15 protein-coding genes and 1 other annotated feature are annotated in these 12,931 nt (G+C 36.2%); of the genes, 1 reads left to right on the top strand and 14 read right to left on the bottom strand.

Annotation, left to right across the window (positions count from 1 at the left end; all coding sequences use genetic code 11):
• Positions 1 to 975: a class 1b ribonucleoside-diphosphate reductase subunit beta gene (gene nrdF / locus RZ78_RS01915; RefSeq protein WP_054607951.1), complete on the top strand. Its 975-nt coding sequence runs from the start codon at positions 1 to 3 to the stop codon at positions 973 to 975.
• A gap of 140 nt (positions 976 to 1,115) precedes the next feature.
• On the opposite strand, the gene mprF is transcribed toward nrdF, so the two are convergent.
• The 14 genes from mprF to gltX all read right to left on the bottom strand — a co-directional run bounded on the left by mprF (position 1,116) and on the right by gltX (position 12,837).
• Positions 1,116 to 3,713: a bifunctional lysylphosphatidylglycerol flippase/synthetase MprF gene (mprF, locus tag RZ78_RS01910; protein ID WP_191978826.1), complete on the bottom strand. Its 2,598-nt coding sequence runs from the start codon at positions 3,711 to 3,713 to the stop codon at positions 1,116 to 1,118.
• Between the two features lie 126 nt (positions 3,714 to 3,839).
• The gene (rplL, locus tag RZ78_RS01905; protein WP_034534701.1) at positions 3,840 to 4,202 is read right to left on the bottom strand and encodes a 50S ribosomal protein L7/L12; all 363 of its coding nucleotides are present in this window, start codon (positions 4,200 to 4,202) and stop codon (positions 3,840 to 3,842) included.
• Positions 4,203 to 4,247: 45 nt separating this feature from the next.
• Complete coding sequence (gene rplJ, locus RZ78_RS01900) at positions 4,248 to 4,754, bottom strand: 50S ribosomal protein L10 (protein WP_053795195.1); 507 nt, start codon at positions 4,752 to 4,754, stop codon at positions 4,248 to 4,250.
• 24 nt (positions 4,755 to 4,778) lie between these two features.
• Positions 4,779 to 4,894 (bottom strand) — a sequence feature (ribosomal protein L10 leader region).
• 72 nt (positions 4,895 to 4,966) lie between these two features.
• A complete protein-coding gene (gene rplA, locus RZ78_RS01895) occupies positions 4,967 to 5,659 on the bottom strand; it encodes a 50S ribosomal protein L1 (protein ID WP_034531903.1) in 693 nt (230 codons plus the stop codon).
• 102 nt (positions 5,660 to 5,761) lie between these two features.
• Entirely contained in the window at positions 5,762 to 6,187 is a 426-nt protein-coding gene (rplK, locus tag RZ78_RS01890) for a 50S ribosomal protein L11 (RefSeq protein ID WP_034531902.1), read from the bottom strand.
• Positions 6,188 to 6,313: 126 nt separating this feature from the next.
• Entirely contained in the window at positions 6,314 to 6,859 is a 546-nt protein-coding gene (gene nusG, locus RZ78_RS01885) for a transcription termination/antitermination protein NusG (RefSeq protein ID WP_034531901.1), read from the bottom strand.
• 110 nt (positions 6,860 to 6,969) lie between these two features.
• The gene (gene secE, locus RZ78_RS01880; RefSeq protein WP_034531900.1) at positions 6,970 to 7,143 is read right to left on the bottom strand and encodes a preprotein translocase subunit SecE; all 174 of its coding nucleotides are present in this window, start codon (positions 7,141 to 7,143) and stop codon (positions 6,970 to 6,972) included.
• Between the two features lie 12 nt (positions 7,144 to 7,155).
• On the bottom strand, positions 7,156 to 7,305 hold the full coding sequence (gene rpmG / locus RZ78_RS01875; protein ID WP_034531899.1) for a 50S ribosomal protein L33: 150 nt from the start codon (positions 7,303 to 7,305) through the stop codon (positions 7,156 to 7,158).
• 70 nt (positions 7,306 to 7,375) lie between these two features.
• On the bottom strand, positions 7,376 to 7,996 hold the full coding sequence (locus RZ78_RS01870) for an RNA polymerase sigma factor (protein ID WP_054607950.1): 621 nt from the start codon (positions 7,994 to 7,996) through the stop codon (positions 7,376 to 7,378).
• A gap of 116 nt (positions 7,997 to 8,112) precedes the next feature.
• Positions 8,113 to 8,637, bottom strand: coding sequence for an NYN domain-containing protein (locus RZ78_RS01865; protein WP_053791535.1), 525 nt, complete (start codon positions 8,635 to 8,637; stop codon positions 8,113 to 8,115).
• Positions 8,638 to 8,651: 14 nt separating this feature from the next.
• Entirely contained in the window at positions 8,652 to 9,407 is a 756-nt protein-coding gene (gene rlmB, locus RZ78_RS01860) for a 23S rRNA (guanosine(2251)-2'-O)-methyltransferase RlmB (RefSeq protein WP_034531897.1), read from the bottom strand.
• A complete protein-coding gene (locus tag RZ78_RS01855) occupies positions 9,397 to 9,819 on the bottom strand; it encodes a Mini-ribonuclease 3 (RefSeq protein WP_034534704.1) in 423 nt (140 codons plus the stop codon). Before RZ78_RS01855 ends, rlmB begins: the two co-directional genes overlap by 11 nt.
• Positions 9,820 to 11,226 (bottom strand): cysteine--tRNA ligase, encoded by a 1,407-nt coding sequence (gene cysS, locus RZ78_RS01850; RefSeq protein WP_054607949.1) that lies wholly within the window; start codon positions 11,224 to 11,226, stop codon positions 9,820 to 9,822.
• 120 nt (positions 11,227 to 11,346) lie between these two features.
• Positions 11,347 to 12,837: a glutamate--tRNA ligase gene (gltX, locus tag RZ78_RS01845; RefSeq protein WP_054607948.1), complete on the bottom strand. Its 1,491-nt coding sequence runs from the start codon at positions 12,835 to 12,837 to the stop codon at positions 11,347 to 11,349.
• Positions 12,838 to 12,931 lie beyond the last annotated feature (94 nt).

Raw genomic sequence — 12,931 nt, 5'->3', positions numbered from 1 at the left:
ATGGATAATTACAAAGCTATCAACTGGAATGCTGTAAGCGACCAAATTGATAAAGCGACATGGGAAAAACTAACCGAACAATTCTGGTTAGATACTAGAATCCCTTTATCTAACGATTTAGCTGATTGGAGAACGTTAGATGACGATCACAAATGGCTAGTTGGTCATGTCTTTGGTGGTCTAACTTTACTTGATACACTACAATCACAAGACGGTATGGCCGCACTTAGAAAAGATGTTGCCACTCAACACGAAACTGCTGTTTTAAACAACATTCAATTCATGGAATCTGTCCATGCTAAGAGTTACTCATCAATCTTTTCTACTCTAAACACTCCTGACGAAATCTCAGAAATTTTTGACTGGAGTGATTCAGAAGAATTCCTTCAAAACAAGGCTAAGAAGATTTATGACTTATATCATGATGATTCAAACCCATTGAAGAAAAAGATTTCAAGTGTATTCCTAGAAACCTTCTTATTCTACTCTGGTTTCTACACCCCACTATGGTACTTAGGTCACAACAAGTTACCTAACGTTGCTGAAATCATTAAGTTAATTCTTCGTGATGAATCTGTTCACGGAACTTACATTGGGTACAAGTTCCAACTTGGTTTCAACCAATTAAGTGGAAACGAACAACAAGACCTAAAAGATTGGATGTACAACTTCTTGTATGACTTATACGAAAACGAAGAAAAGTACACTCACATTCTATATGATCAAGTTGGTTGGACTGACGATGTATTGAAGTTCATCAGATACAATGCCAACAAGGCACTAATGAACTTAGGTCAAGATCCACTATTCCCTGATAACGCTGAAGACGTTGATCCAATCGTTATGAATGGTATCTCAACATCAACAGCTAACCATGACTTCTTCTCACAAGTCGGTAACGGTTACCGTCTAGGTGAAGTTGAAGCTATGAAGGATGACGATTACAAGATTTGGTATCCAAAAGATAACAAATAATCATAAATAAAAAGAGGACGAAGTTTAATTACTTCACCCTCTTTTTTTATTCCGTTAGACGCAAAAAAATACCCGATACAGAATTATTAATATCTATATCGGGTATTTTTATTTACTCAATTTAAGTTGGCTAAAAAGACCTATTTTTTGAATAATCTCTTCCAAATTGATTTCTTTTCACATGGTGTATCATCAACATGTTCATTTACCAATACAAGTAATTGAAGCATGGTGAATACTAGTGAATTTCCACGACGGTATGAGATGTACTTAGGTGTCCATTCACTAACGTATTTTTCCTTGTAAGATCTTAATCCTTGGAAACTGTAGAATGCAGTTCCGTACTTGTAGATTAAGTTAGAAATCTTTTCGTCAATGAAACTATATCTAGATTCACCAACGTTTGATAATGGAGCCATTCCAAGGTTGAAATACTTGTAACCTTCATCCTTTACATAGTTGAACAAGTTAATGAAGATTCCATCCATTATTCCTGATGGTGCATCTTCGCTTGATCTCATCAAATCAATTGATGTCATTTCATGGTCACCAGTTGGCATGATGTTAGCAAAGGCAACAACCTTGTTGTCCTTATCCTTCATTACAGCAATTGGTGCTTGGTTTAGGTAGTAACTGTCAAAGTATCCTAATGAGAATCCCTTTTCTGGTTTACCCTTCAACCAGTTATCAGATACCTCTCTTAATTCATCAATGAATGATGTTGAAAACGGTGGTTGAATAATTTCAAATTTGTATTCATCACGATCAAATTTATTCATCAAAGCTCTTTCACCACGATGCTTCTTACCAGCAATAGAGAAAGTATCCAATGCCACGTGACCCTCTTCTCCTGCCTTAGTGAAACTAAATCCTTTTTCGTGAAGTAACATTGTTAGTTCTTCACCAATTTCGTAGAAAACAAGTGAATAACCAATATTGTCACTATCTTCAATGAACTTATCAATCGCATTTTCAAGTTTATCAAGGTTACCGATTGGTTCTCCCATGATCATAATCTTATTAGCACGACATTTGTACATGAAAAATAGTTGGTCTTTACCATCTTCTTGGTAGAAGTAGATGCTCTTGTCACGAACATAAGCTAAGTGACTTACTTCATTTCCACCAAATTCATTAATAACGTTAGATACTCTATCTCCATCAAATGGTTGGTTTAACCATTCAACCTTTGAGTATGATAAGAAGCGGAAAGTTAGAACTAAGATTAGGAAAGCTAAAATCAATCCTAATAGACCCGCAAACCATACTTGTGGCGATGGTAATAGATATGAGTTAGTCCAGTGGAACACTGCAAACTTAAAGTTTGTAAGTAGGCCAATGATTAGGTATACGATAAACGCACTAACGAATATTAGTAAATCAATTAGCGCATGTCCCCATGAATATGTGAATTTTTGTCTGTACAATACCTTGTAACTTAACCATAAGCAACAAAGTAAAATTACAGACATAACTACCATATTGGTTGGAAAGTCTTCCTTCCAAAGTGTGTTCCATAAGGCAATTACCAATATAACGGCGGTTGGCCAAAACGCTTTCTTCACCTTGGAACCAAATCCACGAGCAAAACCAATTAGTAGGAATGCAACGATAACAGTACTTAGTTGATCTAAGAAATAGAACGAATATGGTTCTAGTGAAATATAGAATCTATTAACTAATACTAAGTTAGGAATAACTGCTAGTAATAGCATCATGATTCCTGAAAAGTACATGAAAATAGTAATAAACATATGGGCTAATCTTTGTAAAATTAACTTTGGAATACCGTCTAAAAAGTTGTTGAAACGTTGGAATACATCAATTACTAAGAAGATAATTCCCAATAATACTGGGAAAATGTAGTAAAAAGCACGGTATAAAATTAACCAAACCGCTGCATCACTTGGTTTAACACCAATGAACATTAATCCAACAAGCATTGTTCCTTCAAAACTTCCAAGTCCCCCGGGAACTAATGAAGCAACCCCTACCACGTTTGCAACAACGAACACTGGGAATACAGCAAGTAGGTTAATTGGCTGGTGCATGAATGCACCAATCGCCATAAATAACCCAGCACAACCTAACCATTCTAAGCATGATCCAACAATCAATTGGATTTCTAGTTTAGCAGTTAAATCTTTAAAATAATCAGAATCATTTAATCTTGTGATGATAAACAAAATTGGGAAGTATAGTCCACCAAGAACTAGTACAATCCACCACCACCAGTCATGGCTGTTTGTTCCGAATCCGAAACTAAACATCATAATAATAGCTACCCAACAATAAGTGGATAGTCCAGCTAATAAGAAAATAACGATTTTAGATATTGCATATAATATTTGTTTTTTTGTTGCGTTTTCGCTGTAAAAACTAGAACGCATACTTGCACCTAATACACCACCAAAACCTGCGATGTTAGTCAATGTATTGGTAATCCACCCCGTCTTTACAATATATGACTTTTTAAACTTACCTGGTAAAAAATCAACGATAGTAAAATCATATATCAGCATCGGTGAAACTGCGATAAATCCCAAAATTATCATGATAATAATCGACATTGGTGATAATCTTGAAAAGCTTTCAGCCATTTGTCTTCCACTGATTTCTTTTGAAACAGAAAAAATAACGTGTACAACAACAGCTAAAACGAATACCACGAATAGGACTTTCACTAAAGTCATATGTCGGTTAATCCAATCTCCACATTTCTTAAATAAAGCTTTCAATTATGTTTCCTCCATAAATCTTATTACTACTATTATCTCAATTAATAATTGCCGGCACAAGGCTTTATATCAAAATATGTACAAAAAAAGAACGTGTGATAAATCACACGTTCTTTTAAAGAGAAATTACTTAAGAGTAACTTCTGCACCAACTTCTTCAAGTTTTGCCTTGATGTCGTTAGCTTCGTCTTCTTTAGCGTCTTCTTTAATTACTGAAGGAGCACCATCAACTAAGTCCTTTGAGTCCTTTAGACCAAGACCAGTGATTTCACGTACAACCTTGATTGCTTTAACCTTTTGGCTACCAGCAGAAGTTAGTTCTACAGTGAATGAGTCCTTAGCAGCACCATCAGCGCCACCAGCAGCAGGAGCAACAGCAGCTGCTGCAGTTACGTCGAATTCTTCTTCAATTGCCTTAACTAAGTCGTTTAGGTCAGAGATTGAAGCTTCTTTAATTTGTTCAATAATGTTATCTTTATCAAAAGCCATTTTAATTTCCTCCAATTTGGATAGTTATAATTTTATATTATGAGCTTAGGCTGCGTCGCCATCGCCCTTTTCTGCAACTGCTTTAACAGCAATAGCAAACTTGCGAACAGGTGATTGTAACATGCTTGCAAGGATTGAGATTGATTCGTCGCGACTTGGTAATGAAGCGAATTCGTCAATTTCTTGTAGAGTAGCAATCTTGTTTTCAAGAATACCACCCTTGATTTCAACAGCTTCAGTGTTATCAGCAAAATGCTTTAATACCTTAGCTGGAGCGATAGGATCTTCATCAGAGAATGCTACAGCAGTAGGACCCTTGAATAAGTCACCTAATTCTTCGTAACCTGCTTCCTTAGATGCACGTACAGCAATGTTATTCTTGATAACACTGAATGAAACACCTGCATCACGTAATTGCTTACGTAGGTCAGTTACTTCAGCAACGTTTAAACCACGGTAGTTAACAACAATAGCAGTAGTAGCATTGTTGAATTGTTCTGTAACAGCTTCTACACGTTTAGCTTTAGCGTCAATTACTTCTTTCTTTGGCATTGTTTCACCTCCCAATATTTTTTGGGATTTAATAAAAAATCCCTATGCCACCTAGACATAGAGAAACCGTTTTAAGTGTCCTCGTTGGGATATTAAGGTACAAGTACCACCCAAGTCTTAGGTAGATATCAATTTTATAACAAATAGTAGTTTACTATATATATAAACTTTGGTCAATAGGGATTTTCAAATTCCAAATTAATTACTTAACTTTAGAATGATTCTAGATCAACCTTTACACCAGGTCCAAAGGTTGTTGAAACTGATAGGTTACTGATGTAAGTACCACGAACTGAAGCTGGACGGTTCTTAACAATCAAGTCTTCAATAGCCTTGAAGTTACCAACTAGCTTGTCAGCATCAAATGATGACTTACCGATGATAACGGCAACGTTTCCGTCACGGTCAGTACGGTAAGTAACCTTACCTGATTTAGAATCAGATACGGCCTTCTTAACATCCATAGTAACTGTACCAGTCTTAGGGTTTGGCATTAAGTTCTTTGGTCCCAGAACACGACCTAGACGACCAACTTGAGCCATCATGTCTGGTGTTGCGATAGCAACATCAAAGTCTAACCAACCATTTTGGATTTTTTCAGCTAGGTCTGCTTCACCAACAAAGTCAGCGCCGGCTTCTTCAGCTTCCTTAGCCTTGTCACCCTTAGCAAATACAACAACTTTTTGGTCTTTACCTGTACCATTTGGTAAGACAACAGCACCACGTAATTGTTGATCAGCTTGTTTAGTGTCAACATTTAAGTTAAATACAACTTCAACAGTTGAATCGAACTTAGCAAAATCAATTTTCTTTACAAGATCAACAGCTTCTTCAACTGAGTAAGCCTTGTTACGGTCTACTTGTTTTAAAGCATCTTGATACTTTTTACCTCTTTTTTGAGCCATCTGTGTTTTCCTCCTTGCAATTGTGGTTGTAACGGATAAACCTCCCACATAACACCTAAATAATAGGTGTTATGGTACTACAGTATAGAAATAATTGTTGAATTAACCTTCAACAGTGAATCCCATACTACGTGCAGTACCTTCGATCATACGCATTGCGGCTTCAACATCAGCTGCGTTTAGATCTTTCATCTTAGTTTCGGCGATTTCCTTAACTTGGTCCTTAGTTACACTAGCAACCTTGTTAGTGTTTGGTTCACCGGAACCATGTTCAACACCAGCAGCCTTCTTCAATAGAATTGAAGCAGGTGGTGTCTTAGTAATGAAATCGAATGAACGATCTTCATATACAGAAATCACAACTGGAATCAAGTATCCTGCTTGATCAGCAGTACGAGCGTTGAATTCCTTAGTGAATCCCATAATGTTAATACCAGCTTGACCCAATGCAGGTCCAACTGGAGGAGCAGGTGTTGCTTTACCCGCAGGAATTTGCAATTTAACTACGTTAGCTACTTTTTTAGCCACGAGACATACCTCCTTAAGTCCGTGTGTGGTAAAAATTGGAGATGAGATTTCTCCTCCCACTTAAGTATGCGTAAACATACAACAAATAATATATCACGTTTAAATATTTTTAACAACCCAAATTTTCTATCTAATTGGTTGTACTTGGTTAAAGTTTAATTCAGCAGTAGTTGCACGACCGAACATATCAATATTAACCTTCAACTTACCTTTTTCGTCATCTTTTTCGATAACCTTACCTGAAAGATCAGCAAAGGCACCGTCAATAATAGTAATTGTGTCTCCCACTTCAGCATCCAATTCTTGCTTTTCTTGAGAAACGCCAAGACGACTTAGAACTAGTTCTACTTCATCTGGTAGCAATGGAGTTGGCTTACTTCCTTGACCATGTGATCCGATAAATCCAGTAACACCTGGTGTATTTCTAACGATGTACCATGCTTCGTCAGTCATAACCATTTCTACTAGAACATAACCAGGGAAAGTCTTTTCCATCTTAGCCTTGTCTACACCATCTTTAACTTCGTGTTCTTCTGTTTCTGGAACAACTACTCTAAAGATAAAGTTTGACATACCCATTGATTCTTTACGTGAATCAAGGTTAGCCTTAACTTTGTTTTCGTATCCTGAGTAAGTATGAATAACATACCATTGCTTTTCTGCTGATTCCATTAAAATTAGCTCCCTCTATGATTTTTTTGCAAAATAAAAAAACTCCGCACTCACGAAGTTTCAAACTACCTATTATAATATCACTATTTACTATAATTTAAAACAGTAAATTATAGGTATAGTAATCCTGATTGAATTGCCCAGTCAACAATTGCAAAGAAGATTGCAAAGATAATTGACATTGATACTACGATGGTAGTGTCAATTCTAGTTTGGTGACCATTAGGCCAAACAACTAGTTTCATTTCAGTACCAACACTTTTAAAGAACTTAAATAATTTCATAGTTTTCCTCCACTAACGTGTTTCTTTATGCATCGTAGCCTTGCCACAATGTTTACAGTATTTTTTTACTTCTAATCGATCTTCATGGTTATTACCAACCGAGGTTGTGTAATTACGGGATCCGCAGACTTCACATTGTAAAGCAACTTTATTCTGTGACATCGTATACATCCCCCTTTTGAATAAATTCATAATAGCATTTATATTTTTGATAGTCAATTTATGCTGATGGCTAGTCATAGACCTTTTTTACAATCTTCTTTAACTTGTTTTTGACCCTAGCAATACAATTATCAACAATATTAGTAGCGTTCTCTGGATGCCTTGCTAAAGCCAGCTTTAATTTATCGATTGAAAAATTATTTTCATTAATCAAATCTTCTAAATAGCAAAAGGCGATTTCCGATTCCAGAGGTGATAGTCTAGCAATCAACTCTTCGTAACAAATCTGGATATTCATTGACTGATCTGGTGTTAAAAAGATTCTATCCTTCAAGCTGTTTTGAAAGTATAACTCGTTAGCATTATATGAAACCATTTTATCAACCGGCATCCGCTTCTTAGCTTTTCTTTTTCTTAAGATGTCATATAAATGATTCTTTAAACTAATTTGGTATAACGTCCCAAACGTCGCTTTATGGTTTATATCATAATTACGAATATTTTTTACCATTACCAGCATTGATTCTTGATACCAGTCATCGATGTCCATATCGTGCAAGTAATAATTACGCCACACTTTATTAACCAACGGCTTGTATTTATCAAACAGCTTTTGCAATGACTCTTCATTGCCGGTTTCTTTAAAATCAAGAATTAATTCTATATCAATATTATTTTGGTCAAAGCTCATTACCTATTCACCTCTGATTATAATTACATAAAATAATTTATATAGTTACATAATCATAAACAAGCGAATATTTGTTCATTTATATTTCAACAAATCGGTATAAATATATATAGATTTTAATCATTTGTTAAATTATCTCTTAGCTTTTCAAGTCTCAACAACTGATCATTAGACCAAGGAGTTCGACGACCAGTTAACTGATTGGTATAACTACGAACTTGCGTCTTAATCTCACGTTTTGAACGTTCAACATCACGAAGCAATTCTCGTGCTGATATTCTCAAAGCCCCTGCTGAAAAAACAGTCCATTGTTCAGCTTGATCAGATGTTACTACGACGACCTGAACAAATCTAGATTGCTTTTGTCTAGCATATGCTTCGATATAACTATCAGCTGTTTCATCTTTGTTAGTCCAAACAATGTCTAAGTTATGCTTCTTATCTTTCTTTGATAAACCAGGAACATACATCGCATCGAAGATAATCTTCATATCTAAGTCACGGTATTTTTTATATTCGGAAATGATATTAATCAATTCATCCCTGGCATCTGCCAAACGATTATCCAGCTTTAACTTATTCAATTCAGGCCAATTTCCGATGACGTTATATCCATCGATTAATAATAGTTGTTTTTTCATTGGCTTAATCCTTCTTATAGTGGATTTCTTGAATTATAAGCTTGATACATTAATAAACTAGCAGCCACACTGGCATTTAAACTTTGTAATTGACCGACCATTGGAATGGTTAACATTTCGTCTACGTTCTTCTTTAGAAGTGGTGAAATTCCCTTACCTTCATTTCCAATGATTACGGCAACTGGTCCTTTGGCATCCCAACGACGGTAATCTGCACCTTTAACGTCAGTACCAAATACCCAGACACCTTGTTGTTTTAAATCGTTAACAGTGTTAACTAGGTTAGTCACTCTAGCAACTGGAATTCTTTCAATGGCACCAGCAGATGTCTTAGCAACCGTTGATGTTAAACCAACGGCACGGTGCTTTGGAATAATCACACCAGTAACACCGGCAGCATCGGCTGTTCTGATAATTGAACCCAAGTTGTGAGGATCTTCAATGTTATCAAGAATTAAAAAGAATGGTGGTACATCTTGTTTTGCTGAGTTTTCAAACAATTCATCAATGGTTGCATACTTGTATGGTGAGATTGATAAAACCACCCCTTGATGATTTTGATTATCTGAAAGTAAGTCTAACTTTTGCTTTGGCACAGTTGAGATTACTAGGTGCTTTTGCTTAGCTAGCTTGATGATTTCTTCAACACTTTTTTCGTCTTTCTTGATTCCGTTTTGTAGGAAAACCTTGTTGATTTCTTGCTTTCCTCTTAATGCGGAAACAACCGGATGGCGTCCGATTATAAATTCGCTTTGGTCGTTAGTCTTCATATTTTGGCCTCCCAGCATCGACTTGTTCAATACACCAGTTAGATAGTTCTTCTAAACGGTCATCTTGTTTGCTTAATGAAAGATACCCCATCATGGCTTCAAAACCAGTTGAATGGCGGTAAGTCAAAACGCTAGTGTTCTTAGCATGTGTGTAACTCTTAGCATTACGACCTCTCTTGAACACTGCATCCTCTTCGTCTGTTAGGATGTCGTCTTCAATCATCAAATCGATTAATGCTGCTTGAGCCTTTGCTGACACGTACTTTCTAGCTGTCTTTTGTAGGCGGTTGGGTTTAGTAATACCTAAGTTTAAAAGGTGTTTTCTTACGAACACTTCGTAAACTGAATCGCCAAGATATGCTAATGCAATTCCATTTAACTGTTTATAATCCACGTTCTGGTTTTCCATCATTTATTCCCTTCTGAAACGAGTACCTTGAGCAGTATCTTCTAGGATAATTCCTTGGTCTCGTAGTTGATCTCTAATTTCGTCACTTCTTGCGAAGTCCTTGTTCTTTCTAGCTTCGTTACGTTCATCAATCAACGCTTGAACTGAATCGTCATCTAGTGTTTCTTCCTTGAAGACAACACCAAAAATAGAAGCCATCTTTTCTAGCTTTGCAATGATTAGGTTAACAGTATCCTTACCTACTTCAGGTCTTTGGGCATACATATTACCAAGTTTAGCTAGTTCGTATACACAATCAATTCCGTTTTGTGCATTGAAATCATCATCCATCGCATCTTGGAAATCTGCTTGAATTTGTCTGATTTCTTGTTCTAGTTTCATATCAATAATATCTGTCGCATCGCTTAAACGATATTTCAAGTTATTGTATGCATTTCTTAACTTGTTTAGGTTGTTTTCAGCGGCCTGTAAATTAGTTTCGTTGTATTGAATTGGACGACGGTATTGTGTAGTTGACATCAAGAATCTTACTACTTGAGGATCAACCTTTTTAACAATATCGTGAACAGTCACAAAGTTGCCTAGTGACTTACTCATCTTTTCGTTTTCATCACCGACGGTAACAAAGCCATTGTGCATCCAATAGTTAACAAACTTTTCACCAGTCTTGGCTTCACTTTGTGCACGTTCGTTTTCATGGTGAGGGAACTTCAAGTCTTCCCCACCACCATGGATATCAATTGTGTTACCCAAGTACTTGGTAGACATTACTGAACATTCAATGTGCCAGCCCGGTCGACCTTTACCCCATGGTGAATCCCATGAGATTTCACCTGGCTTAGCAGCTTTCCATAAAACAAAATCGATTGGATCTTCTTTCTTGGAAAGTTCTTCTTCTGACACATGTTGGCTAGCTCCTGATTCCAAGTCATCTACACTTTGGTGTGATAAATGACCGTAATCATTGAACTTTCTTGCTCGATAGTAAACATCGCCGTCAACAGCATATGCATAACCATCATCAACCAATTCTTTTACGAATTGAATAATTCCATCAATATTATCAGTAGCTCTTGGATTAACAGTTGCTGGTTCAACGTTCAATGCAGCCACATCTTCTTTGTAAGCTTCAATGTACTTGTTAGCAATATCCATTACTGTACTGTTTTCTTCTTTAGCTTCATTAATTAATTTATCATCAACATCCGTAAAATTAGAAATGTAATTCACTTGGTAACCACAATATTCAAAGTAACGACGAATAGTATCAAATGCAACGATACTACGCGCGTTTCCAATATGAATATAGTTATATACTGTTGGACCACAGACATACATACCAACTGTTCTTGACTTAATTGGCTTAAATACGTCTTTTTCTTGAGTTAATGTATTATAGATCCTTAGCATTAATGGCACCCCTATTCCTATTTTTTATACTTACTTCATTCTATCATAATAATAGTCACTATATTAGGATAAATTCAAATAAAAAAGCCCGCCAAAGCATGCTTTAGCGAGCCTTATTTATTATTGATTGATTTGCTTTAAAGTTTCATCAATGTGTTTTAGAGCCTTTTCTCTACCAATCAATTCGATTGATTCAGGTAGTTCAGGACCGTGACTTTCATGAGTAACGGCAATTCTGATTGGCATCCATAGTTGACGTCCCTTGATCTTAGTTTCCTTTTGAATTTCCTTAATTGTCTTTAGGATTTCAATCTTATCGAAAACTGGAACATCCTTAATCTTTTCAGCAAAGGCCTTTAGAACAACTGGTGCAGTTTCATTTTGAATTTCTTCAAGAGCTTCACCAGAAACCTTAGCTGGTTCGTTAAAGAATACGTCAGCCATTGAGTTGATTTGAGCCATGTAGCTCATTTGTTGCTTGTAAGTATTGATTAACTTACGAGCCCATTCAATAGTTAAAGCATCTGGGTTTTCAGTAATGTTACCCTTGGCGATTAATTGACGTAATGCTAAGTCCATAACAACGTCTTCATCAGCAGCCTTAACGTATTGGTTGTTGATCCATTCTAGTTTCTTGTTATCGAAGTTAGCTGGTGACTTGCTTAGACGGTTTTCGTCGTACATCTTGATGAAATCACGTTGTGAGAAGATTTCATCTTCACCCTTTGGAGACCAACCTAATAGAGTAATGAAGTTAAACATTGCTTCTGGTAGGTATCCTAGGTCTCTGTATTGTTCGATAAATTGAATGATTGATTCATCACGTTTACTTAGTTTCTTACCAGTGTCGGCACTAGTAATTAAACTCATGTGACCGAATACAGGAGCTTCCCAACCAAATGCTTCGTACATCATTAATTGTTTTGGTGTATTAGCAACGTGGTCGTCACCTCTGAATACGTGTGAAATTTGCATTTCATGGTCATCAATAATAACCGCGAAGTTGTAAGTAGGCATTCCGTCACGTTTTACGATAACGAAGTCCCCACCAATAGTATCAGAGTTAAATTCAACATGACCCTTAACAACATCGTCCCATGCGTAAGTCTTGTTCTTTGGTACTCTGAAACGAATAACTGGTTTCAAACCTTTAGCTTCTGATTCAGCCATTGATTTTTGAATTTCTTCTTCTGACATACCAGCGTATTCATATTCGTAATGAGGCATGATGCCCTTTGCACGTTGTTCTTCACGATCAGCTTCTAGTTCTTCTTCTGTTCTGTATGAGTAGTAAGCCTTGTCTTCATCCAATAGTTGTTGGATCAATGGATCGTAAATTGAACGTCTTTCTGATTGTCTGTATGGACCAAACTTACCAGGTTTATCTGGACCTTCATCCCAATCTAAGCCAAGCCATTTTAAGTTGTCTAACTGACTTTTCTCACCATCAGCTACGTTTCGCTTAGTATCAGTATCTTCGATACGGATAATAAACTTACCTTTATTATGTCTAGCAAATAGGTAATTAAAAATTGCTGTTCTAGCATTACCAATGTGTAAATGTCCGGTTGGACTTGGTGCATATCTAACACGAATTTTCTTATTAGCCAATGATATTTTCTCCTCTTTTTTATAAATTCTTAGAATAACATTCTAATTTTACAATTATTAGCGATAAAAATAAAGTGCTCAGTAAAAATCTAAA

It is taken from the genome of Apilactobacillus kunkeei, from assembly GCF_001308195.1.
GTDB lineage: Bacteria > Bacillota > Bacilli > Lactobacillales > Lactobacillaceae > Apilactobacillus > Apilactobacillus kunkeei_C.
This window is presented reverse-complemented; position numbering and strand designations above follow the sequence as displayed.